General features: G+C 62.3%; 22 protein-coding genes, 2 pseudogenes and 1 other annotated feature. Of the genes and pseudogenes, 10 read left to right on the top strand and 14 right to left on the bottom strand.

Annotated features, from left to right (window positions below; all coding sequences use genetic code 11):
* Nucleotides 1-73: 73 nt before the first annotated feature.
* The 7 genes from OS914_RS11675 to OS914_RS11645 all read right to left on the bottom strand — a co-directional run bounded on the left by OS914_RS11675 (nucleotide 74) and on the right by OS914_RS11645 (nucleotide 5,273).
* On the bottom strand, nucleotides 74-709 hold the full coding sequence (locus OS914_RS11675) for an IS3 family transposase (RefSeq protein WP_267546225.1): 636 nt from the start codon (nucleotides 707-709) through the stop codon (nucleotides 74-76).
* Nucleotides 635-748, bottom strand: a sequence feature (AL1L pseudoknot). It overlaps the preceding gene by 75 nt.
* On the bottom strand, nucleotides 706-1,026 hold the full coding sequence (locus OS914_RS11670) for a transposase (protein ID WP_267546224.1): 321 nt from the start codon (nucleotides 1,024-1,026) through the stop codon (nucleotides 706-708). Its footprint overlaps the feature before it by 43 nt. Before OS914_RS11670 ends, OS914_RS11675 begins: the two co-directional genes overlap by 4 nt.
* A 236-nt stretch (nucleotides 1,027-1,262) precedes the next feature.
* Entirely contained in the window at nucleotides 1,263-1,427 is a 165-nt protein-coding gene (locus tag OS914_RS11665) for a hypothetical protein (RefSeq protein WP_267546223.1), read from the bottom strand.
* A gap of 667 nt (nucleotides 1,428-2,094) precedes the next feature.
* Nucleotides 2,095-2,634: a chloramphenicol phosphotransferase CPT family protein gene (locus OS914_RS11660; RefSeq protein ID WP_267546222.1), complete on the bottom strand. Its 540-nt coding sequence runs from the start codon at nucleotides 2,632-2,634 to the stop codon at nucleotides 2,095-2,097.
* Nucleotides 2,635-2,745: 111 nt separating this feature from the next.
* Complete coding sequence (locus tag OS914_RS11655) at nucleotides 2,746-3,447, bottom strand: PhzF family phenazine biosynthesis protein (protein ID WP_267546221.1); 702 nt, start codon at nucleotides 3,445-3,447, stop codon at nucleotides 2,746-2,748.
* 161 nt (nucleotides 3,448-3,608) lie between these two features.
* A complete protein-coding gene (locus OS914_RS11650; RefSeq protein WP_267546238.1) occupies nucleotides 3,609-4,046 on the bottom strand; it encodes a GNAT family N-acetyltransferase in 438 nt (145 codons plus the stop codon).
* Between the two features lie 309 nt (nucleotides 4,047-4,355).
* Complete coding sequence (locus tag OS914_RS11645; RefSeq protein ID WP_267546220.1) at nucleotides 4,356-5,273, bottom strand: LysR family transcriptional regulator; 918 nt, start codon at nucleotides 5,271-5,273, stop codon at nucleotides 4,356-4,358.
* 72 nt (nucleotides 5,274-5,345) lie between these two features.
* Between OS914_RS11645 and OS914_RS11640 the strand changes: the two genes are divergently transcribed.
* Nucleotides 5,346-6,341: a DMT family transporter gene (locus tag OS914_RS11640; protein ID WP_267546219.1), complete on the top strand. Its 996-nt coding sequence runs from the start codon at nucleotides 5,346-5,348 to the stop codon at nucleotides 6,339-6,341.
* 64 nt (nucleotides 6,342-6,405) lie between these two features.
* On the opposite strand, the gene OS914_RS11635 is transcribed toward OS914_RS11640, so the two are convergent.
* Nucleotides 6,406-7,647 carry an IS256 family transposase gene (locus OS914_RS11635; RefSeq protein ID WP_267546218.1) on the bottom strand — a complete coding sequence of 414 codons (1,242 nt, stop codon included), beginning with the start codon at nucleotides 7,645-7,647 and terminating at the stop codon, nucleotides 6,406-6,408.
* 143 nt (nucleotides 7,648-7,790) lie between these two features.
* On the opposite strand from OS914_RS11635, the pseudogene OS914_RS11630 reads away from it, so the two are divergent.
* Both OS914_RS11630 and fbaA read left to right on the top strand, forming a co-directional pair.
* Nucleotides 7,791-8,078: pseudogene (locus OS914_RS11630) on the top strand (substrate-binding domain-containing protein); the annotation flags it as partial.
* Nucleotides 8,079-8,093: 15 nt separating this feature from the next.
* Nucleotides 8,094-9,110 (top strand): class II fructose-bisphosphate aldolase, encoded by a 1,017-nt coding sequence (gene fbaA / locus OS914_RS11625; protein WP_267546217.1) that lies wholly within the window; start codon nucleotides 8,094-8,096, stop codon nucleotides 9,108-9,110.
* A 196-nt stretch (nucleotides 9,111-9,306) separates the two neighbouring features.
* Here fbaA and OS914_RS11620 read toward each other — a convergent pair.
* Together OS914_RS11620 and OS914_RS11615 are read right to left on the bottom strand one after the other, a co-directional pair.
* Nucleotides 9,307-9,876 (bottom strand): annotated as a pseudogene (locus tag OS914_RS11620) (transposase); the annotation flags it as partial.
* A 315-nt stretch (nucleotides 9,877-10,191) separates the two neighbouring features.
* A complete protein-coding gene (locus OS914_RS11615; protein ID WP_267546216.1) occupies nucleotides 10,192-11,532 on the bottom strand; it encodes a hypothetical protein in 1,341 nt (446 codons plus the stop codon).
* A 162-nt stretch (nucleotides 11,533-11,694) separates the two neighbouring features.
* Here OS914_RS11615 and OS914_RS11610 point away from each other — a divergent pair, with 162 nt between their 5' ends.
* Complete coding sequence (locus OS914_RS11610; RefSeq protein ID WP_267546215.1) at nucleotides 11,695-11,970, top strand: hypothetical protein; 276 nt, start codon at nucleotides 11,695-11,697, stop codon at nucleotides 11,968-11,970.
* 433 nt (nucleotides 11,971-12,403) lie between these two features.
* Here the strand turns inward: OS914_RS11610 and OS914_RS11605 are convergent, their stop codons facing one another.
* The 3 genes from OS914_RS11605 to OS914_RS11595 all read right to left on the bottom strand — a co-directional run bounded on the left by OS914_RS11605 (nucleotide 12,404) and on the right by OS914_RS11595 (nucleotide 14,995).
* Nucleotides 12,404-13,321, bottom strand: a complete 918-nt coding sequence (locus tag OS914_RS11605) for a BMP family protein (RefSeq protein ID WP_267546214.1) — start codon at nucleotides 13,319-13,321, stop codon at nucleotides 12,404-12,406.
* Nucleotides 13,322-13,468: 147 nt separating this feature from the next.
* Complete coding sequence (locus OS914_RS11600) at nucleotides 13,469-13,828, bottom strand: hypothetical protein (RefSeq protein ID WP_267546213.1); 360 nt, start codon at nucleotides 13,826-13,828, stop codon at nucleotides 13,469-13,471.
* A gap of 213 nt (nucleotides 13,829-14,041) precedes the next feature.
* The gene (locus OS914_RS11595; RefSeq protein ID WP_267546212.1) at nucleotides 14,042-14,995 is read right to left on the bottom strand and encodes a LysR family transcriptional regulator; all 954 of its coding nucleotides are present in this window, start codon (nucleotides 14,993-14,995) and stop codon (nucleotides 14,042-14,044) included.
* Nucleotides 14,996-15,101: 106 nt separating this feature from the next.
* Here OS914_RS11595 and OS914_RS11590 point away from each other — a divergent pair, with 106 nt between their 5' ends.
* From OS914_RS11590 to OS914_RS18365, 4 genes are all read left to right on the top strand, one after another.
* Nucleotides 15,102-16,319 carry a TDT family transporter gene (locus OS914_RS11590; protein WP_267546211.1) on the top strand — a complete coding sequence of 406 codons (1,218 nt, stop codon included), beginning with the start codon at nucleotides 15,102-15,104 and terminating at the stop codon, nucleotides 16,317-16,319.
* A 544-nt stretch (nucleotides 16,320-16,863) separates the two neighbouring features.
* Nucleotides 16,864-17,583, top strand: coding sequence for a hypothetical protein (locus tag OS914_RS11585; RefSeq protein WP_267546210.1), 720 nt, complete (start codon nucleotides 16,864-16,866; stop codon nucleotides 17,581-17,583).
* A gap of 237 nt (nucleotides 17,584-17,820) precedes the next feature.
* The gene (locus tag OS914_RS11580) at nucleotides 17,821-17,964 is read left to right on the top strand and encodes a hypothetical protein (RefSeq protein WP_267546209.1); all 144 of its coding nucleotides are present in this window, start codon (nucleotides 17,821-17,823) and stop codon (nucleotides 17,962-17,964) included.
* Between the two features lie 706 nt (nucleotides 17,965-18,670).
* Nucleotides 18,671-19,261, top strand: a complete 591-nt coding sequence (locus tag OS914_RS18365) for a hypothetical protein (protein WP_267546208.1) — start codon at nucleotides 18,671-18,673, stop codon at nucleotides 19,259-19,261.
* A gap of 83 nt (nucleotides 19,262-19,344) precedes the next feature.
* Here the strand turns inward: OS914_RS18365 and OS914_RS11570 are convergent, their stop codons facing one another.
* Nucleotides 19,345-19,473 (bottom strand): hypothetical protein, encoded by a 129-nt coding sequence (locus OS914_RS11570; RefSeq protein ID WP_267546207.1) that lies wholly within the window; start codon nucleotides 19,471-19,473, stop codon nucleotides 19,345-19,347.
* A gap of 566 nt (nucleotides 19,474-20,039) precedes the next feature.
* On the opposite strand from OS914_RS11570, the gene OS914_RS11565 reads away from it, so the two are divergent.
* Both OS914_RS11565 and OS914_RS11560 read left to right on the top strand, forming a co-directional pair.
* Nucleotides 20,040-20,876, top strand: a complete 837-nt coding sequence (locus tag OS914_RS11565; RefSeq protein ID WP_267546206.1) for a hypothetical protein — start codon at nucleotides 20,040-20,042, stop codon at nucleotides 20,874-20,876.
* On the top strand, nucleotides 20,873-21,286 hold the full coding sequence (locus OS914_RS11560; protein WP_267546205.1) for a phage holin family protein: 414 nt from the start codon (nucleotides 20,873-20,875) through the stop codon (nucleotides 21,284-21,286). The genes OS914_RS11565 and OS914_RS11560 overlap by 4 nt, the downstream gene beginning before the upstream one ends.

Raw genomic sequence — 21,286 nt, 5'->3', positions numbered from 1 at the left:
ACAAACTTCAGCTACTCTACTCACTGAGATAGCAGGAAACGTTAAGCCGAGGAACGGGACGGAGACCCCCGAATCACCAGGGCAAGCGCACCAAGCTCGGCTTAACGTTTTCCTCGGCATAATCGCTGTGGTGCACGAGCTGGGAGACGTCCTTCCCATCGCGCTGGCGGGTCCACAGCCCCATCTCCAAGGCATCCAGTGCCAAGGCTGTGTGCATGGTGGTGGAGAGCTGCCAGCCGACCACGCGGCGGGAGAAAACGTCCAGGACAAAGGCCGCGTAGACCCAGCCGGAGAACGTTCGAATATAGGTTATGTCAGCGACCCAGAGGCAGTTCGGGGCTGGTGCGTTGAACTGACGCCGGACCAGATCCGCCGGCCGCTCGGACAAGGGCCCAGGCACGGTGGTGCGGGGATTCTTGGCCCGGCGCACGCCATGGAGGCCGGTGCGGCGCATCAGTCTTTCCACGGTGCAGCGGGCCACCGGGTGTCCCTCACGGTTGAGCGCTGCGTAAACTTTCCTGGCCCCGTAAACGCTGTAGTTCTCCCGATGCACGCGGGATAATTTCTCCGTTGTCACGGCGTCCGTAATTGACCGTTTGGACTCTGGGCGCACCTTGGCTGCGTAGTAGGTTGATGGGGCGATCGGCAGTTGTTTGCAGATCGGCTCGACCCCGTATTCGTCCTTATGGTTGTCGATATAGGTGATCATCGTCGTGAGGGGCGGTCGAGCTCCGCCGCGAAAAAAGCTGAGGCTGATTTCAAGATCGCGTTGGCCCGGCGAAGCTCAACAACTTCACGCTCGAGCTCGGCCAGGCGGGTTGCCTCAACAGTGGTGGTGCCTGGGCGCATGCCCTGATCGACCTCCGCGGTCCGGACCCAGCCACGGATCGTGTCCGCTGGGATGCCCAGCTGCGCACCGATCCTGGTGCACGCACCACGGCCGCCACTGGGATTCTTCTGGGCGTCCATCACGAGGCGGACTGCCCGCTGGCGAAGCTCATCTGGATATTTCTTCGGTGCTGGCATGGTGCTCATCCTTTCAAGGATTCAACACCCTCCATTAAACCCGGGGCAGTTCACTCCTCGGAACTCCACCACAGGCACCAAAGAGGGATAAACGTAGGGGTGCCGTAAAAATTACGCGGAACCTGACAATTCCTTTTATCGCCCGATCGCGTGGATCTCTTCCGGGTCTGCGGCATGAAACATACGGCGCGCGAAGACCCCACCGAAGTCAACCCAGACCACGGACCCGTCATCGGTCAGAGCATCGACCAACCCGGCTTCCGGTTCGGCCCCCCCCGGCGGGCGACCAGGACCAGCTGGCCGGGGACCAAAGCTGCACGGGATTCAGCCCGGGCCTCGACCGCATCAGCGGCCACCAGACTATTCTCCCGCGGGAACTCATCATGGAGGTTCTCGTTCATTCGGTCTTCCTCTCGTCCCTCCCAGCGTACGGGGTGAAGATTGCCGGACCATGAACATGGCCTGTCAGTTCCCGGAAATCGACGTTTTCGTACACCTAATGCCCATGACACTCCACACCGCCTCGCACCATCCCCTCCCCTTGCCGTCCTTCACACCGACACCTGACACCTGACAGGACATCTCGCCGACGACGTTGCCAGACCCGGCGGGCTACGCCCATCACGGCGGGAAACGACGCGGATCTGGAATGCCCTCCGTCTACGCCGCAAAGGTAGACGCTCCAGGGCCAGCCGGGACCCTAACTGCTTGCGCCGACGCTCTCCGCAGTCAGCTAGCGCCCGCTCACAAATGCGCACTCCGGGATATGGCCCGCTCAGCGGATACCCAAGCCCGGCCCGGCCTGGAATCTGAGGCTGCCCGGGGCATCTCGCTAGGCATGGGCGGCGACATAGGGCTGGTGAATGGCCTGGCGGATTCGTCCCCGGTACAGGGGTTATCTCCATTGCTGGCGGCCCCGTCCCGGATCCTCCGGGCCTCTTCCCGACTCATCGGAACAGCCGCTCCGGACCGGCTAGCGGAAGGGCCGCGGAGACGACGGCCGTCGGCGATGTAGTTCGCTAGTGCTGCACGAAGCTCAGCGGCGTTGTCCGCCCGGTCAGGGATCCCTCAACGGGGCTGAGCATCGAGCGTGAGCTGGTTCGCGAGGTCACGTGCGCATTCATCGGTTGAGCGATATGTGGTGTTAACCACTACGTCATAGACAACCCCGGCGTGGACGCTCAGGGCTTGCTGTCGCGCCATTCCTTCTACACGGTCAAGGCGTTGTGCCTCGCGGCGTGCGGCGACGTCCGGGTCGCAGTGCACTCCCACCCAGATCAGGTCCGCTTCGCCGAATGTCGACCGGACACGCTCCTGGCCGGCACCCCCGGAGAGAAGGACCTCATCGAGGATCAAGTGGGCCCCTGCCCGGGCCATAGCGCTGAGTCCGGTATACCAACTGCGCTCTACAGCCCGATGCTCAGTGCTGAAAGCGATCGTGCCGCCCTGCTCATAGGTAATTCCTGCGCGAGGGCTGTCACCCCTACCAGGAAGGGCGTCGATGAACGTGTCGACGCCGAACGTCAACCAGATGCCCGGAAGGATTTCCTGAAGCGCTCTGGCAATTGAGGACTTGCCAGAGCTCGATCCGCCATTCAATACGATCACTTGGTGATTCCGACCGGTAGGCACCCCACGAGCCTAACCAAGAATCGAGGAGCAATCACGCCCGTAAGCCGAACGTTGGGTGGGAGATGTCCGAGAGCCAATCCTGACCGGTCAGAGCGTGACCATCACGGTGCGGTCGAAGACCGTTCGCCCACCGAGCCGGATAAGGTCATCTTCGATCAAAGCGGTCAGCAGTTCGCTGCCTGCGCCCTGCGTGATCCGCAGATCACGGGCAAGTCTCGCGGTGACCCGAATGGCAGCCGCCCCGGTCGCCTCGTCTTCGTCGATGCCCATGGCAGGCGAGAACATGCGGGAGCGTAAATGACCAGCGGCCTGATCAATCCACGCGTAAGCATAATGGCGCGAGCCGGTGAATGAGCCCGCGTCGAGCGCGTCGACCTCTGCCGCAGACGCCGTCGGGATCCAGTCATATTCTGGCCCCCAGGCTGCGTAAGCGGTAATCCACGTCGCGTCCGCGAGGCTGGTGACAGTCACGTCGCCGGCCTTCTCGCGCAACACAGCGGCCGGAGTTCCTTTCCAGGCAAGCCACCACCCTGTGCCCACACTCGGGTGCCCAGCGAACGGCAGTTCGGTAACTGGTGTAAAGATGCGGATGCGCGTAACCCGATTCTCCGCGGGCCCCTGCTCGTCACCATCCACGAAGACGGTCTCGCTGAACCCGAGTAGCGCTGCGATCATCTGCTCGCGTCCATAGCTGACCACTGAACTAGCGATGATTCCCAGTTCGTTACCGTGACCGCCCTGCGCGTCGGTGAAGACTCGCACCACATCAACCTCTACCGTCTCAGCCATCAGGCGAGCCTGCCAGAACGGACCGCGCCTCGCGAATCGTCCTCACCCCCGCCGGTATGGAACCTTCGTTCACACACCGAACCCGCTGCGGATGATTCCAAGGCATCTCGGCGGCAGGCGCCGTGACCGCAAGCGGATCCCTCACCGTACTCCGTCGCATCTCAGGGACGGACCATCCTGATTTCTGGCAGCTCGCTCCAGTCAGGCGGCAACAGCTTGCGCGCCCCATCCGGACTGAACCCTGACTTTTGGTAAAAGGCTCTGGCACGCGGATTGTCCTCAAGCACCCAGAGGTAAGCCGGAGTATCGCCGACGGCGGCTTCTATAAGTTGGGCGCCAAGACCCGAACCGTGGGTCCGGCTCAACGTATAGATCCTATAAAGCTCCGGGAGGCCCGCCATATCAGGGTCTCTTCCCGGGCCCGCGTCTGCCACTCCCACTACTGCTCCGGCCTCATCATGGGCCACGAGCCGGGGGTCTTTGCTATCCAAGAACGGCCTACGCTGATTCACACGTTCCGTAATACTGTTTCGGCAGCTGGCAAAAAATTGCGATGGAAGCAAGTGTCCGTAGCATTCCTCGTGGGCAGCCGTGTGCATCCTGACTATGGCTTCGGCGTCAGCCGGCGTCGCCTGGCGAATCTTGTAGGGCATTCGTTCAGACTAACGAAATAGCCGCGGATATCGTCACGCTTGCTACGCCAACCGCCCAGAGCACCCGTAAGCCGATCCGCTAACGGGACGCGAGGGGATGGGCGAGTACGCCCGATAGGCTGCGAAAAAACGAGCCAGATAAGTGTGCGGCTCACAGATTCGTGGACGAGCCGGACCGCTTGTAGCAAATTCGATCGACCGTTTGTGAACTGTCTGACGGCGGTGGGCTGGGCTACGGCGGCCGTCGGCACCGTCTTAAAAAGAAGGCCGGGGCGAGGCGAGGCCGGCTGTGACGGCCCGGAGTTGGGCGAGGACGGTTTTCACGTTGGATCGTTCGAGGGTTTCGGGTCGGGCGAGGCAGTCGATGTGGCGGCCCGGCCCAAGGCGGGAAATCGGGCGGAGGACCAAATTCGGATGATGGTGCATGTCGGTGGTGTAGCGGGGCATCAACGCGATGCAGTCGCTGGCGGCGACCACAGCTGCGGCAACGAAAAATTCGTTGATCCGGTGAGCGATGCGTGCTTCGGCGCCTCCGATGCCGGCGATTTGTTCGATGGCGTTCTCGAGGGGAAAGCCCTGCTGGACGGCCACCCAGGCTTCCCCGCGGAGATCCTCTGGCGCGAGGGAGTCTTTGGCTGCGAGTCGGTGGTCCTTGCGGATGACGAGGTCCAGAGGTTCGAACAGGAGCGGCTCGACGCGCACCCATCCCGGCCACGGTGCACTGCCGGTGAGCCGGTGGGCGATGACCAGGTCATGATCACGGGTGAGGGTGGGGAAACTTTCTTGGGCGACGTCGAAGTCGCTGAGCGCAACGCGGGGCTGGCCCGGGGCGCTGACCTGCGTAAGTAGTGGGCCGAAGAGGGCCAGTGCCGCACTGTGGAAGGCCGCGACCGTCACAGCCCCGTGCGGTTCGCTCTGAAACTGTGCGACTGCCTGCTGGGCGCGTTCAAGTGCCACCTCCACATCGACGGCCGCCAGCGCCAGAGCGCGGCCGGCGTCGGTCAGTGCGGTCCGTCGTCCGTCTTTGAAGGTCAGCGGGGCAGCCGAGCGGCGCTGCAGGGCGCTGAGCTGCTGTGACACCGATGACGGGGTGACGTGGAGGGCTGCGGCGACCGCAGCGATGCTGCCCCTGTCACCCAGCTCTCTCAAAGCACGCAGTTGCCCGAGTTCCATTAGTCAAAACTAACCCATAGCAACCAAAACCAGCCTCTAGTCCTAATGCATGCAGCCGGGGACGATAGGCGAATGATTCCTTTCGTTGAACGGTTCCGGGTCGATCTTCTGCTGCTTCTGGTGGCCGTGTCCTGGGGATCCACCTATCTCGTGGCAAAAGAACTGGTCTCTGCGGGCACGGTGCTGGCCCTCCTCGCTGTGCGGATGCTGCTCGCAGCCGGAGTCATGGCTGCAATCGTCGGTGTGCGGCGGAACCATCTGACCCGTTCGGAACTGTTCGCTGGCCTACCGATCGGGGTGCTGCTCGCGGCCGTCTTCGCGTTCGAAACGTTCGGGATCGCGCATACCTCGGCAACGAACGTCGGCCTCATCATCAGCCTGACCATGGTCTTCACCCCGGTCCTTGAATCTGTCGTGTCGCGCCGGCGGCTACCCGGCACGTTCTTCGCCGCCGCCATAGTTGCGGTAGCCGGGGTGGTTCTGCTCGCCGGCAACGGCACCTTCGACCCTCCCAACGCCGGAGACCTGCTCGTACTGGCCGCCGCGCTGGTGCGCGCTGCGCACGTTGTCTCCATGCACAAGCTCACCGGCGGCAAAGCCATGGACTCGCTGCATCTCACGACCGTGCAATTGGGAACCTGCGCACTTCTATTTGCGGCGGGTTCAATCGTTTATGGAGATTCCATCCCGCACTACCTCTCCCAGCTGGATCGCGGGCGGTTAGTGATGTTTCTCTATCTGGTACTCATCTGCACCGTGTTCGCGTTCTTCGTTCAGATCTGGGCGGTCAGGCGAACTTCTCCATCGCGGGTCAGCCTCCTCCTCGGCACAGAGCCGGTCTGGGCAGCCTTCATCGGAATAACCATTGCCCACGACACCCTAGGGATCGCGGGGTACTGCGGCATCGCCCTTATTCTCACCGGAACTGCCTGGGGACGCTTGATAGAACAGCGGCATCGACAGGCAACGCAGTCAGAATCACAACCACCCCGCTCAAAGCCCAGCGGTGAAGACGACCATGGTGACGGGCCGTTCCAAGGCCAAGGAAGCCTACAAGGCAGTGCATGAACTCTTCAGCGGCTGGTCAAGTCCAAATGCGTGGTGTAAGCGGTTGCCGCGTGATCCTTGGTGTTTAGGCGCTGAGGGCGCCGAGTTCGGGTGTGGTTTCCTCCTTCTCGGTGGTGGTTCCTGCGTGTTGTGAGCGGGCGAGGACGTCGAGTCCGAGGTAACGGCGTCCTTCGGTCCATTCGTCGTGCTGCTCGGCCAGGACTGCGCCAACGAGGCGGATCAGGGCGATCCGGTCCGGGAAGATGCCGACAACGTCGGTCCGTCGGCGGATCTCCCGGTTCAAGCGTTCCTGTGGGTTGTTGGACCAGATTTGGCGCCAAATTTCCTTCGGAAAAACGGTGAACGCGAGCACATCAGCGCGGGCGGCCTCGAGGTGATCGGCGACCTTGGGCAGCTTCTCCGCCAAGGCGCGCAGGACCCGGTCGAACTGGGCGTGCACTGCGTCCGCGTCGGGCTGGTCATAGACACTGTGCAGCAGGGTCCTCACCCACGGCCAGGATGCCTTCGGGGTTGCGGACATCAGGTTGGCGGCGTGGTGGGTTCTACAGCGTTGCCAGGCCGCTCCGGGTAGTGTCGCCCCGATGCCGGCGACCAGGCCGGCGTGCGCGTCGGAAGTGACGAGTTTCACCCCTGTGAGGCCGCGGGCGGTCAGGTCGCGGAAGAAGGCCAACCAGCCGGCTCCGTCCTCGGCGGAGGTGACCTGAACACCCAAGATCTCGCGGTGTCCATCGGCGTTGACGCCCGTCGCGACCAGGGTGTGTACGTTCACGACGCGACCTCCTTCACGCACTTTCAGCACCAGTGCGTCGGCGGCAACGAACGTGTACGGGCCGCCGTCCAGGGGCCGGGTACGGAACTGCTCAACCTGCTCATCCAGCTCCTTGGCCATGATCGAGACCTGGGACTTCGACAGGCGTGTAATACCCAAGGAATCAACTAGTTTCTCCATCCGCCGGGTACCCACCCCGAGCAGATAGCACGTCGCCACGACCGAACTCAGAGCGGCCTCGGCACGGCGGCGGCGCTCCAGCAGCCAATCCGGAAAATAGGACCCCTGCCGCAGCTTCGGGATCGCTACGTCCAGCGTCCCGGCGCGGGTATCAAAGTCGCGGTGCCGGTAGCCGTTGCGGGAGTTCACCCGATCGGTGCTGGGACGGCCGTACTCGGCCCCACAAACGGCGTCAGCCTCAGCGCCCATCAAGGCAGTGATGAAGGTCTGCAGCATCTGGCGCAGCAGATCAGGGGAGGCCTGCTCGAGCTGCTCGGACAGGAAACGGGTCGGATCGATAGAATAAGGTGCGGTCATCGCGAAGTTCTCCTTCAGGAAAGACATTGGACTGTCATTTCCAAGGATCACGCGGTGACCGCCTCTACGCTCTGGCAACACGCCCATCAGGGCCGGTTACACCACGGTAATGGACGTTACCCAGCGGCTCCCCGTCCCGTCCGACGGCACTGGTAGTTCTGAACAATGCCATGACCATTGGCTCCATGCATGCCTTGAAGGACCTTGGGCTGACCGTGCCCCATGACGTCGCCTTGGTCTGCTACGACGACTTCGAGTGGGCCGATGTGTTCGAGCCCCGGCTCACGGCCATCGAACAAGATGTAAAAAGCATGGGCCGAACCGCCGTTGACCTCTTGGTGGACAGGATCGAGGGCAAGAGCGGCCCGCGCCGGGTTCTGCGCACTGAAACCATTTACCACCACCGAAATTCCTGTGGCTGCACCGACTGAACTAAGGAGCCTTCCATGCCCATCGCCACCCCGGACGACTACGCACAGATGCTGGATACAGCCAAGGCAGGGCATTTTGCCTACCCGGCCATCAACGTCACATCATCACAAACACTCAACGCTGCATTGCGCGGGTTCGCCGATGCCGAAAGCGACGGCATCATCCAGGTTTCCGTGGGAACCGCCCTGTACCTTTCCGGAGCCGCGCAGAACCGCGTGGCGGGTTCCCTGGCTCTTGCGGCCTATGCCCATGAGGTTGCCAAACACTACAACGTGACAATCGCACTGCACACCGACCACTGTCCTGAACCAAACCTTGATGATTGGGTGCTGCCACTGTTGGAAGATTCCATCCGGCGAGTCAAACGCGGCCAACTCCCGCTGTACCAGTCGCATATGTGGGACGGATCGGTGCTGCCGCTCGACAGGAACCTGGAGATTGCACGTCGTTTGCTTGATCTATCCCACGCGGCTAGGACGATTCTTGAGGTCGAAGTCGGTGTGGTCGGTGGTGAGGAGGACGGCATTGTCGGCTCCATGGACGAACGGCTCTACACGACTGTAGACGATGCCCGCCAACTTGTGGGGGCACTTGGGTCGGGCAAAAACGGCCGATACATGGCCGCATTGACCTTTGGCAACATCCATGGCGCCTACAAGCCCGGGGAGGTGAAACTTAGGCCAGCGCTCCTGGGCGAGATTCAATCATCCCTTGCCCAACAAACCGGACTTGACCGGCCCCTGGACTTGGTATTCCACGGAGGTTCCGGGTCGACCGCCGAAGAAATCGCTGAAGCCGTCCGGCATGGCGTAGTCAAGATGAACATCGACTCGGACACCCAATATGCCTTTACCCGATCAATCGCTGGCTTCATGCTCTCTCGCTACGACGAAGTCCTTAAGGTGGACGGCGAAGTAGGGGTGAAGAAGTCATATGATCCCCGGACCTGGGGGACTCCGGCAGAACAGGCCATGGCGGATCGCGTTGTCCAAGCCGCGCAGCAACTTGGATCAGCAGGCCGGAGCTCCTAATAAAGTCCTGGCAGAGGCTTCCCTTATGGTGAGCTCGGCGGTCCCGGGGCGGTTCAAACTGACACCCACGCGTACTTTGTGCGGATCAAGGGCAGGGATCACGATGGCGCATGATCAGACTGGGTTGCTCGTGTCATGAGGCCCGCCCTTTCCCATCCAAGTGGAAGCCGCTCGGGTAAAGACCCGGCCCTTCCTCGCCTCGGTTTAGTCGGTGACGGACCGTGTTGCCGGACGAGGCCGATAACGGGTTGACCCTGGCGAGGGAAGCATACGCGGCTTCCGAATGGACCCGCCCCTGGTGGGACCAGACGGCCACGCACGTGGCGGCGGTGACGGCATCGAAGCCCTTCACTTCCAGCAGGGGCGCAGCTTCGCTGACCTTGACCAGCTCCGTGATCTGCTTGTCGTTGCCAGTCAATTCCTGATCAAGCTCACCAATCCGCTTCGCGAACCGGATAGCTTCCGTACGGGCAATGGCGAGCACCAACTCCTCATCCCGGGCACGCCACCGGGACACCTCGGCAAACTGCACACTGGTCAAGGCCTTGCGGGCGTCCAGGCCAAGATCGTTGACGCGTACCAGAGCCGTCAGCGCGTTCACGGCCCGGGTACGTTCACCGGTCATGGCTTCACGCACAGATAGCAGGACCCTCAGGGACGCACGGACGCCTTCACTGAGCCGGGGTCGACGCAACTGCTTAATCTCCAACGGGAGTACTGTCCTGGCGATCCGCTGGGCATCAAGTTGGTCGGATTTCCGACGCCCCGCGGCTGCCCAATACCCGCTGGTTATACATCCCAGGATGCACTGAGGTGCATCAAGGGTATGAGACCCCCGCGGCAAGACTTTTGGACTATTTACGTCCCTTTACGTCCCTTTGCGTCCCTTTACGTCCCGCTGCCCTGACCGGTTGTGTCACCGGTCTCGCAACTGAGCGCCAAACGGTCTCGGACCGCTGCCATCAACTGGGTCCTCTGTTCTTGATAGCCGGCAACAGTCGGAGGATTGCCCGAATCGTCGCGGCGGCCCTCGGCCGAGGGGATCAGGTACATCGCCGAATCAGACCCGCGTTGTATCGTGCTACCCGTGCTTTTGTGAGACATTTTTATCACCGTTCCTGAGATGCAGTCTTGTTATCCCTATTAATGATGACACCACACCGAGCGCAGCGTATATAAGAGATAGCCACCATTCAGCCCGAATCAGGTCCGAGTCCTGGCAGATGATGAGGATCGCACCTGTGACAAAGAGCGAGAGGGACAATCCCAAAGTGAGCACCCGCAAGGGTAGCTGCATGGCCCCCACGATCGCGTTCTCCGGAGCCCGCGCGTTGAGCGCCACGAATAAGGCTGGCAGGAATAGCAGCAGCGCAACGGCCGCACCACTGGCCGACTTCGACGTCAGCGTCACAGAGAGACCCGGTATCGCTAACATGATTACGTAGAGAAAGGCCACCGCTATCGTGGCCGCGAGAACCCGTGGGAGAAGCCTCCCCGGATCTAGGTCGAACGCAATCAAGGCGTTCTCTGCGACTGCCGGCGCCGTGTAGGTGTATTTGCCACCAGCGTGCGCCACATAGCGGCTGCGGCCACTTCTGCGGACGGATCCAGTGGCGTCTCGCGGAAGTTCCAATCCAGATATGATCAGTCCCGGTGGTGCTGCGCACTCGAAATGATAAGACTCGGCAAAGTAGAGCAGCCCCAATTCGGTCTTCCATTTGAACGAAGCCCAGCCGAGGCTCGCAAAGAATAGCCGCAAGCGGTGGCCCGTTGCAGACATCTCCCAATGATACGAATACTGAAAGACCCGTCGCTGACCTAGCGTGTCGCGCGGTAAAACCAGTGCTAACGGAAAGCATTCCGCGAGAGACCGAACGATCATGCTGTTCATCTCCTGCAAGCCCAGATCACGAATCAGTATGTTTGCGTGTTGCATCGCCCTAACAGGATCTGCCGTCGCCACAGCGGCCACACGAGGCCAGTACCTCATGATTCGGTCAGCATCAGCTTCCACTGCCTGCCAAACGATGAATGTCATCGCCGCGGCGGCAAGCAATGTATTGGCACGGCGACCCAGCGTTGGAACAATTAATCCGGAACCGTCTCTGACCTCAAGGGCCAGAACTGGCTGCTTACGGATCAAAGCCAACGGTAACAACGTGGCCGCTTCCGTGGCACCGACATCGAACCAATTCGCATGGTCCCAACTGATGTCGGGCGTAGTGCAATCCACCACGACTCGGCGCCTGGCTTTCCGCCCTTCCAAAAGGTCGAGCGCTTCGTTTCGCCAGTGAATCCACCGCTCAGGAAAAGCAAGCACGGAAATTACCTCGGCACCAAGATCAATCACACGATCGTCAAACTTGGGAAGCAGCTCGATCGCGTGCTTGAGTTCATCCTTCTCGGCCTGGCCAGCAACCATGGGGAAATGATGACACAATCCCGCGTGACAGCATAGCCCGCGCATTGACTCATCAAAGATGCCCGCGTAGCTGCTATCGAAGAATCATTTGGTAATGCCCGCGTAGCGGGTCTCTGCCGGGACGGTGTTTGCTGGCCCGCACTGTGAGCCATGGAGCTATTGATGAGTGAGCGCCGAGCTGTTACGAAGGCCGCCGCGACCCGCTATGTTCGTTCGGACCGGGCCGGCAAGAAGGTGATTCTGGTTGAGCTGTGTGCGCTGACGCAGTGGCATCGAGACCATGCCAGTAAGGCGTTGCGGCGGGCGCTGGTCCTGAAGGAAGTCAAGCCGCGGTCACCGCTGTATGGGGAGCCGGTGATGAAGGTACTGCGGCTGTGCTGGGCCGTGCAGGGAACCCCGTGCCAGGACGAGGGCTGGAGCATAAATGGCCGAGGCTGAACTCCCCCGCTCGACTCATCGCAGCCGGCTCGCTGGTAAAGTGGACACGAAGTGTGGGGTGCTTCCGGTTTCTTGCCTCAACAAACAACACCCCTCCCCCGCATATCTGCGGTCGAGCCCATCCGCACTGTTGACCGGTTGCCAGGACGATGGCTGCCCTACGAGGAAAGCAGTGCGTGGGGGAGCGCGGTGCCCGTGCTCGCGTGACCGCGCTCTATCTTCGGAGCTCTGAAAGCCGGCGGGGCTAGGATCCATCTCCGAATCAAGAACCCGGTGAAGAACAGAGAGGAGATACGCCCTTGCGGGCATCCTCGCCATTCCTTAGGGTTCCTCTACCCTCCCCATTTGAAAAACAAGGCTGTGACAAGCCGAAGGAAATTGACGAGGACGCTTCGAACCGCGTGGAGTCGCAGCTCAGCTTGGGAGGGTCAGGCTAGGGTGTGGGAAATTCAGGGCCTGAGTACTCGATGGCCACGGTGATTTTTGCCACGATATCGCTGGTGAGCTGCTTGATTTTATCGCGTACAGTCTGCGGCACGTCGTCGGCCAGTGTCAGGCGGACGGCTTCTGGGTCCTCCAGACCAATGAGGTGGGTGGTATCAGCCTTGAAATCTCCTCGGACGAAATCTTTAACTGCGGCGAAGGCTGCCGCACCCGAATCGGCTACCGCTGAGCCAACGGAGATTTTAGGATCGTCTTGGGTGAAGTCCCGGACATTGCCAAATTCGCGCGCCTTGCCACCCGACGCGTCTATGGCTTGGGCCACCCCTGGCCTTCCTGCGTTGAGCATAGTAAAGATGTAGTCGGCTCCTGCACTGATTTCCGCTGCAGCCAACCTGGGAGCGAGCTCCACGTCGTCTTGGTTGCCGGGAAAGTTGGGCAGGACTTTGGCCTGCGGATTGGTGTGGGCCACGCCGTTCACGTAGGCGGCCCGTCCTTTGAGTCCTGGCGTTACTCGGATGCCGGACATGTGGCCTACAGTGTTCGTTTTGGTGAGGAGGCCAGCGGCGGCTCCGGCCAGCCAGGCCGACTCTTCCTGAAGTACTTCGTAGCTGGTGAGGTTGGGGCCAACGACATCAGACTGAGTCACGACGAACATGACCTTAGGAAATTCTCCGACCACGTTCGTGGCTGCTTTCGCGTTTTGGCCGCCGTGGACGACGATGAGGTCCGGCGATGCTTCAGCAAGTTTGCGAAGGCTCTTCTCCATGTCGGCTTGCTCCGGCTTTACGCCCTCAAAGACAGACAAGTTAATGCCGAGTTCTCCTTCAGCCCCTTTGAGCCCGTCGAAGCCGGACTGCATGAATCCCATGTCGGTTGAGCTGCCAGCTAGCAGCAGGCCGACCTTCACCGGCTTCGCCGAGGAACTCGAAGTTGAGGATTTATTGGTGGGGGCCGGGCTGCAGGCCGTGAGGTCTGAGAGTTCCCACCTGTTGGAGGAAACAGGAGAATCACGAGGAATGGTCTGCGCGCAGTTCGACCCTATCTTCGGCTGGCGTTAACAGCACGGTTCCCGGGCATTGTTCAGACCAGCGGCTGCTGACCGCGCGGGTGCTCCATTCGCCGAAGCTCCGACGGTGAGGGCCAGCCAGCGTTTCAGCTCGCGAAGGGTCAATGCGGCCGTCGTATCGGAATCGTAAGTCCGGCCTTCGACGGGATTGGAAAACGTCGTCCCGGACAGCTCATGGACTTGTGCCATCACGGTGCTGTTCACCGGCTCCACAGTGCCGCCGTAGTGGGGCCGCCGCACTGGCCGGTAGTTCAGCGTGATGCCATGCTGTTCGCAGCCGCGGCTCAGTGCCTCACTCTTGAAGTCCGCGGCGTTGTCCAGATACAAGGTTCGCGCTTTGCTGCTCATCGGCAAGTCCTCGTCGATCCCCAGCCCCTCCAACCGCGGGCCGTGTGATCGATCTGCACCTGCTCCAACACGGCGGAGATTTCAGGTACCCGGCCACCTGCCGACTGCAGATAAAGGGCGGCGTTAGCGCCTTACCGGCAGCGATGCCTACTTTTCTGCGACCATCGGGCGGGGACGTTTGGGTCGTGCTCTCTGCTTCGAAGCCGCCGCGTCTCATGCCTTCCGGCGGGTTCCGGTTCCCGGAACAGCTCTGGCAGCGATGGCTGCCAGGTCCCGGGCCGCGCCGGGAGGAGGTGTGCTGCCGGTCTGCCAGAGAGCGGTCAGTGTCCGGCGCAAGGGCAGCCCACGGACGGGGACGACGACGAGCCGGTGCAGAGCAACGTCGTCACGGACGGCAAGTGCGCTGAGTACGCCGGGGGCCGTGCCGGCGGCAATAGTGGAGCGGACGGCCGCTGTTGTCGATAGTTCCACCAGCGGATCCGCCAGGGTCGCGGCTCCGGCGGTCGTGAGCAGGTGCTCGAGGGCGTCCCGCGTTCCGCTGCCGTGTTCCCTGGTGACCAGTGCTGTTGCTGCCAGTTCCCATGTTGTGACGGGCGTCCGGCGCCGGGCCCAAGGGTGCTCCGGTGCAACGACCAGGACCATGTCATCGTCTTGCACCGCGGCTGCGCTCAGGTCCGGGGGAAGGTGGGGGCTTTCGATGAAGCCGAGGGCCGCCTGTCCGGATCGGACCATGGCTACGGTGGCTTCACTGTTGCCCACCGTCAGTTCCACGACTGTGGGAGTGAGTCCGAGGCCCTCCTGCTGCCGACGCAGTGCGACCAGCCAATGCGGCAGAAGATGTTCGGCGATCGTCTGGCTGGCTGCGACCTTGAGTTGACGGGCGGCGTCGGATCGGAGGGAGGCGATCCCGGCGTCGAGCCGCTCCGCGGCGGCGAGGACCTCCGCTGCCCACCCCGCGACCAGGGCACCGGACTCTGTCAGGGTGGATCCCCTGGGTGTCCGGGTCAACACTGCGGACCCGATCTGGGATTCCAGGGAACGCATCCGGGAGGAGACAGCCTGCTGGGAGAGCCCTAGGTGTTTCCCGGCGGCGGTGAGGGACCCCAGATCGTGTACTGTGGCGAGCATTTCCAAGGCGGAGAGCTCCGGTATCCGGGGGCTGAGCATTGGAATATCTCCTTCAGAACGAGCGCTTGTGGTACAAGTCCGACTTGTACCCGGACAAGTCTATGCCCCCTACTGCGGCAGGCCCGGGACCGGGAACATGGATGGTATGGGAACACTACTGCTGACCGCCAACCAACACCACACTGCCCCTCCGGTACTACCCGAGGGCGGCCGAATCGTGGACAGGCGCGTCCTGCGTCGGCTGGAGAGGCCATCGGAGCTGTTTGCGAACCTGACCCCTAACTGGTTTGCATCCATCATGGGCACCGGGATCGTCGCGACCGCCGCTGCGACGCTGCCCCTGCAGTTCCCGGGCCTGCGCACCGGCGCCACCATCGTCTGGGCCCTCGCGTCGCTGCTGCTGATTCTGCTGACCGCAGCGACCGGGGTGCACTGGCTCAGGCACCACGAGACCGCCAAAAGCCACCACGCAAATCCTGTGATGGCGCATTTCTACGGCGCACCCCCGATGGCGCTGCTCACCGTCGGGGCCGGAACCCTGCTGCTGGGCAAAGACATCCTTGGCGAACAGCTGGCGCTCGGCATTGATGTAGTGCTGTGGACCGCCGGGACCGTGCTGGGGCTGGCCAGCGCTGTCGCGGTCCCGTATCTGCAGTTCACCCGGCATGAGGTCAAACTGGACAGCGCGTTCGGTGGCTGGTTGATGCCCGTGGTCCCCCCGATGGTCTCAGCCTCCACCGGGGCGCTCTTGCTGCCCTACGTCCCGGCTGGGCAGGCACGGCTGACGCTGCTGATGGGATGCTATGCGATGTTTGGAATGAGCTTGCTGGCCTCGCTCATCATTATCACCCTGATTTGGAGCCGGTTGGCTGGACATAAGATCGGAGCGGCTGCGGCCGTCCCCACCCTCTGGATCGTCCTGGGCCCGCTCGGCCAGTCCATCACCGCCGCGAACCTCCTGGGCGGAAACGCCCACCTCGTAATGTCCGGGACCCTGGCCAGGGCTATGGAAGCCTTCGGCATCCTCTACGGGGTGCCGGTCCTGGGCTTCGCACTCATGTGGTCAGCCCTTGCAACCGCCATCACCATCCGCACCGCCCGCCAGGGCCTGCCGTTCTCCCTGACCTGGTGGTCCTTCACCTTCCCCGTCGGAACCTGCGTCACAGGCCTGACCGGCCTCGCCGCCCACACACATCTGGCCGTGTTCGAGTGGATGGCCGACGCAGGCTACGCCCTCCTGGTCGCCGCCTGGATCATCGTCGCCACCCGGACATTCCACGGCAGCATCCTCGAAGGCACCCTTTTCCAGAAGCCCACAACTGCACTACCCACCGCAATCCACACGGAAGAAATCCCTTCGTGACGGCAAAGATACCGTGCGAGGGCCAGAAGGTTTACCAGTCACGCCCCGCTCAGACAAACCAGCCGCAACCCTGCCAGCCCGAGGACAGTGACGAAAAAACCTACAGAAGGTTCATTTCAACCTGAATTGAACGCGATACTGTTCACCATCCTTGTTTAGAGTGAAAGCGTAATGACGCCTGAACCGATGACCGATGAATCAGGTCCTTCAGTCGTAAGAGTGCCGTCCTCGCCGCTTCCGCTGCTGCCCGCTGCCGCAGGTCAATAACTCGGAATGCGTTTCCGCCGGGCCAGCTGCGCCGGCCTAATCGCTCCCACGCACTGAACGTCCGTAATGGTTTATCAGGTGGATCTATTCAAGGAATCCCTAAAACAATATTTACCAACCCGGGCGCCCGGGCGCAGAGGTTCTGGAGAGCTCGTCCCGTGCGGCCGCGTTCTGAGAATAACGATACGGACGTTCGAATGCCGGAGGTCATGTTGACGCGCTTTTTTCGGTAACAGTGGACCACACGGAATCCTGCCCGCCACGCACATAATGGACTATGAAGACCCCTCGCCTGCACATCCTGACTACTGCGGCCGTCGGCGTGGCATGTCTCGTCTTCGGCACCGCCTGCTCCCCGCCGGAGACCACGCCAGCAGTCACCCCCACCTCGGCCTCCGCTGCCGCCCAGAAGACCGGCACATCGTCCTCCCCCACGCCCGCGACCGGTGGTCTTGCCGGTCCACGGGCCGCCGGCAATGCCATCCCGTCCACCGGCCCCCTCAGGCAGGTCCACTCCCCGGGCACCGTTGCCGTAGACGAGCAGCTCGCCCCCAACCAGTGCGCCGCGAAAGTTCTCGATGCCACCGGCGGTGAAGTTCTCCCGGACCCTTCCTGCACACCTGGCGCGGTGGACCCAGCCGTCACCCAGGACAACATTGATTCGACGATCTGCACGAGCGGCTACACCGCCACCGTCCGCCCTCCGGCCTCGACCACCGACAGATTCAAGGTCACGAGCCTGCTGGCCTACAGGGAAACGGCAAACCACACCATAGAGCTGGACCACCTCGTGTCCCTAGAGCTCGGCGGCGCCAACTCGGCGTCCAATTTGTGGCCGGAATTGAACCGAGCCGGGGCCACTGGCACCACAAATCCAAAGGATGCAGTGGAAAACACCATCCACAAGGCCGTCTGTGACCACAGGGTGAAGCTCGTTGATGCGCAGAACGAGATGGCCCGCAACTGGGTCCTCGCAGCCAAAGACCTGGGCCTATAGCAGCACCGTCCGCCGGTGATGCACCGCTGTGCAGAAGACTTCCGTTAGCGGCCATGGCAAACTGCCCATAGACGGCCACCGAACAGCACCTGTCGGATTCATACTCGCCGCCGAAACAACACCACGAGATGTACCGCAGGGAGACAGCTCAGAGTTCAGCGTTGTAACCCCTTCGAAACGCCTCGGCCGCGGCTGCCCAATATCCGCTGGTCATACATCCCAGGATGCACTGAGGTGGTGAACGAGTTAGTGAGTCCCGAAGGCACCGAGGGAGGCGCGGTGGCTGAGATGATGCGTCGGTTCAGCACCGTGCGGTCTTTCCTGCCGGAGTTGGCCGTGGTGGTTCCTTTTGGGCCGCTGTGGGCGAAGCTCCAACCTTGACGGCCTTGACAGCGTTGCCGGAGATTTTGGTCGGCCGCAAGAGGGATCTGTACGAGGTTGATTTGAGCGTTCTCTCGCCGGCTGGCAGCGCCTCGTCACGCTTTCGGAAGAAATCGATGGCAAGGCGTCCGCGGCAGCTGACTGTTCCGGCCGGATGCCCTCTTGGTCCGCGGAGGTGTGGGAATTTCATCCGCCGGGTCGCTCTGTGGGAAGAAGGTTTTCTGGCGGCGGCCGCCTCCGGGCACCAGTTGACGTCGATGTTGACCTTTTTGTCGTTTCCGGTGCCGGGGGGCGAGGGACCGCACGGTTCTGGGTCTGGTTCATGGTGTGGCCCTGTGGAGGGGGTGGGTGATCTGACGACGGGCTGAGGAAATCGATCACCTTTGCCGGCTCCCGGTCCAGGACATGGTTACTGTTCAACGGCGGGAGCAAAATGCCCTGTTCTGCATGGCTGTCTTTGCCCAGCAGCAGGGTTTCGGCCCCGACGGTGAGCAGCGCCATCGGGGGTCGATCAAAAAACCGGGCGCCAAGGGACAGTGACTGGTAGGTCTCCCATGGGCCGTTACCAAACCCGGGGATCATGTCCCGACCCCGGTGGCGAGCGTCGTCAGCATCACGACTCCTTATCAGCTCGGCGGCCAGGGCCGCTGACGGTCGTCTAAAAGCGGTGAACCGGGCCCGGACAATACCGGGCCGCCTCACCGGGATGCTCCGCATGTTAGGCCGGGGACCCGTCGGCGCCGTCGACGTCGACTTGCTCCTTGCGGACTTTCTCATTCAGGGTGTGCTCTTTCGTGACGGTTTCCTGGCCCAGACAAACGTTTTCGACCGGGACGGGTTCCTTTTCGACGACGAGCCGTTCTTCGTGGAGGACTACCTCCTGGACGCCCTCGCCGATCTCGGCCGAACCTGCCGCAGGTTCGGCGTCTTCTCCGGTGATCGGTACCCGTTTGAGGCGAATTTCTTCGCGCTGGACCGGTACGGTCTTGGTGACGTTTTCGGTTACGACGTACTTGCGCAACCGGACGCGCCCGGCCTCGTTCTGCTCGGTTCCGACCCGCAGCCGCTCTTCCTAGCGAACCGCCGACTCTGCTCCGGTCCCGGTCCCGGTCCCGGTAAGGTCCTGTCCGGACGTCCGGGTTCCCGTGAGAGGCTTGCTTTCGGTGCCTTCGGTGAGGTTAACGGGGTCCCGACTCCCGGTGAGCTGGTAGGACTCGAAGAGACGGATTTCGTCGGAAGGCTCGATATGGCCGTCCTCCTCGACGATAGAGCGTCCTTGACCATGTCTTTGGTATAGGGACGACGATGTCGTTCCCGCGTACGCCCGAGTGTCGGAGGGTGCGAGGGTCTCAGATCCGCCAGAGAATCCCGTCCTCGCCGTCACCCAGCTGGGCTCGCCCTCTCGTCGTCCAGGTAGACCTGGCCGATACTGCCGATCTCGCCTCCGTCCTGTGGGACGACGTTTCCGCCCCCGCTGAGGACTGTGTCGATGTTTTCCGAGGTGATCATGGGTGCTCGCCTTCGACTCATCGTGACATGCAGGACTCACAGAACAGAAAAGCATGCTTCGCCAGATTTGGGCAAGCACACTTACTACTTCGACGGTGGCGGAATACCCAGAGGAACGAGGCAGCCATCCCGCCCCACGGACTCCGGCAGGAATGCCGGAGTTGGGCTGTGGAGGGCTCCCTCGGCCCCAGCCTGTTCGCGCGGAGCATACGTCCGACCTGAGTCCTTTGAAGGTGAGTCAGGGGAAGGAGGTGTTCTCGGCGGAACCGGTGCCGGTCCTTGGGACTTGGTACGTCGAAAGCTTGGCGCGCCGGCATCGCAAGGGACCGGGCCCGGCATTTTCCCCTTCGGAGGAGAGGGATACTTCCACTACTCCTGAGTGGACCTTCGATGGGGTCCTGTTGGAGCATGTTGTCCGCTGTGGGTCCCAACGGGGAGCCGGGCGCGGCAGGTCTTGCGGAACAACCCCTGAGTGTGGCTAATATCTACGTAGTAACCTTGCTTACTAATTCATCCTGCACCGCCTGTAATAGTCGCAGGCGGACCCTTCCTGAAAGAGAGCAACGATGACAGAGAACTCCTGGCCCCAGACCCCCTCCCCGGTTTCCACGGGCGGGCATCCGCCTACCGAGGCCGCAGGATCCGCTGCCGCGGAGGACTCCCCCTCCACGCCGGAGACGGCCAAAGACGAAGCCGGAAAGGTTGCCCGCCACGCCACTGACGCCGTGCAGAATGTCACGGACACGGCCAAATCCGAGGCAGCCAACGTCGCCGCGGAGGTCAAGACCAACGCACGGGACCTTTTGGCGCAGGCGAAGTCTGATCTCACTGACCAGGCAGGGACCCAGCAGCAGAAGGTCGCCGAGGGCCTGCGATCCGTTTCGACGGAACTGCACTCCATGGTCTCTTCTGCCGATCAGCCTGGGGTAGCCACCGACCTGGTGCGCCAGGCCGCTGAGCGTACCGCGATCGCTGCATCGTGGCTGGAGGGCCGGGATCCCGGTTCGTTGTTGAGCGAGGTGAAGTCCTTTGCCCGGCAGAAGCCCGGGACCTTCCTGCTGCTTGCCGCGGGAGCCGGTGTCTTGGCGGGCAGGCTCACTCGCAGCCTCAGTGCAGGTGCACCCGAACCAGCCGGCGCCCGGGCAGAAGATACCGGCCCAACTACACCCCCCGCCCGGGTTCCGGATACCGGCAGGGCGGTACCGCCGGTCCCGGTCGAGAGTCCGACGGTTCAAGTGGCGAAGGCGGGCGCCGCCGACACGACCCTTCCGGACCCGGCAGGAACGTCCGCACAGCCAGCGTTCGGCGGGCAGGACCGCTGGTATTCCGAGCCGGTGGTGACTGACCCGCTGCAGCCCGTAGATCCGCTGCACGATGATCCTTTTGGTGGTGGTCGTCGATGAGCAGCGAAATGCCTGTTGCCGGCGACCACGCTAAGGCGGAATCCTCGTCCCTGGGTGAGCTACTGGGGGACGTCACACGGGATATGTCCACCCTGATGCGCCAGGAAGTTGAGTTGGCTAAGGTCGAACTCAAGGAGTCCGCTACCCGTGCCGGGAAGGGCATCGGAATGTTGGCCGGAGCCGGAGTCGCCGGTCACTTCGTGCTTGTCTTTTTGTCCCTGGCGCTCTGGTGGGCGCTCGGGACCCTGTGGGGGCTGGGCTGGTCCGGCGTAGTTGTTGCGGTCATTTGGGGAATCGTTGCCGTCGTTCTGGCCTCTATGGGCCGAAAAGAACTCAAAGCCGTCAAGGGCCTGCCCCAGACTACCGAGACCCTGCAGGAAATCCCGCCCACCCTCAAACCCAACTCTTAG

Source organism: Arthrobacter endolithicus (assembly GCF_026627425.1).
In the GTDB taxonomy this organism is placed as follows: domain Bacteria; phylum Actinomycetota; class Actinomycetes; order Actinomycetales; family Micrococcaceae; genus Arthrobacter_M.
Note: the sequence above shows the minus strand (reverse complement) of the source record. Positions and strands in the feature narration are given on the sequence as shown.

Bases quoted from the DNA above. Each gene is read 5' to 3' on its own strand.
- OS914_RS11665 (WP_267546223.1), bottom strand. From the start codon at position 1,427: ATGAACGAGAACCTCCATGATGAGTTCCCGCGGGAGAATAGTCTGGTG.
- OS914_RS11600 (WP_267546213.1), bottom strand. From the start codon at position 13,828: ATGAGCAGCAAAGCGCGAACCTTGTATCTGGACAACGCCGCGGACTTC.
- OS914_RS11565 (WP_267546206.1), top strand. From the start codon at position 20,040: ATGACAGAGAACTCCTGGCCCCAGACCCCCTCCCCGGTTTCCACGGGC.
- OS914_RS11615 (WP_267546216.1), bottom strand. From the start codon at position 11,532: ATGGTTGCTGGCCAGGCCGAGAAGGATGAACTCAAGCACGCGATCGAG.
- OS914_RS11590 (WP_267546211.1), top strand. From the start codon at position 15,102: ATGGGAACACTACTGCTGACCGCCAACCAACACCACACTGCCCCTCCG.
- OS914_RS11635 (WP_267546218.1), bottom strand. From the start codon at position 7,647: ATGACCGCACCTTATTCTATCGATCCGACCCGTTTCCTGTCCGAGCAG.
- OS914_RS18365 (WP_267546208.1), top strand. From the start codon at position 18,671: ATGCTCCGCATGTTAGGCCGGGGACCCGTCGGCGCCGTCGACGTCGAC.
- OS914_RS11670 (WP_267546224.1), bottom strand. From the start codon at position 1,026: ATGCCAGCACCGAAGAAATATCCAGATGAGCTTCGCCAGCGGGCAGTC.
- OS914_RS11640 (WP_267546219.1), top strand. From the start codon at position 5,346: ATGATTCCTTTCGTTGAACGGTTCCGGGTCGATCTTCTGCTGCTTCTG.
- OS914_RS11645 (WP_267546220.1), bottom strand. From the start codon at position 5,273: ATGGAACTCGGGCAACTGCGTGCTTTGAGAGAGCTGGGTGACAGGGGC.
- OS914_RS11570 (WP_267546207.1), bottom strand. From the start codon at position 19,473: ATGATCACCTCGGAAAACATCGACACAGTCCTCAGCGGGGGCGGAAAC.
- OS914_RS11560 (WP_267546205.1), top strand. From the start codon at position 20,873: ATGAGCAGCGAAATGCCTGTTGCCGGCGACCACGCTAAGGCGGAATCC.
- OS914_RS11585 (WP_267546210.1), top strand. From the start codon at position 16,864: ATGAAGACCCCTCGCCTGCACATCCTGACTACTGCGGCCGTCGGCGTG.
- OS914_RS11655 (WP_267546221.1), bottom strand. From the start codon at position 3,447: ATGGCTGAGACGGTAGAGGTTGATGTGGTGCGAGTCTTCACCGACGCG.
- OS914_RS11675 (WP_267546225.1), bottom strand. From the start codon at position 709: ATGATCACCTATATCGACAACCATAAGGACGAATACGGGGTCGAGCCG.
- fbaA (WP_267546217.1), top strand. From the start codon at position 8,094: ATGCCCATCGCCACCCCGGACGACTACGCACAGATGCTGGATACAGCC.
- OS914_RS11610 (WP_267546215.1), top strand. From the start codon at position 11,695: ATGAGTGAGCGCCGAGCTGTTACGAAGGCCGCCGCGACCCGCTATGTT.
- OS914_RS11650 (WP_267546238.1), bottom strand. From the start codon at position 4,046: ATGCACACGGCTGCCCACGAGGAATGCTACGGACACTTGCTTCCATCG.
- OS914_RS11595 (WP_267546212.1), bottom strand. From the start codon at position 14,995: ATGCTCAGCCCCCGGATACCGGAGCTCTCCGCCTTGGAAATGCTCGCC.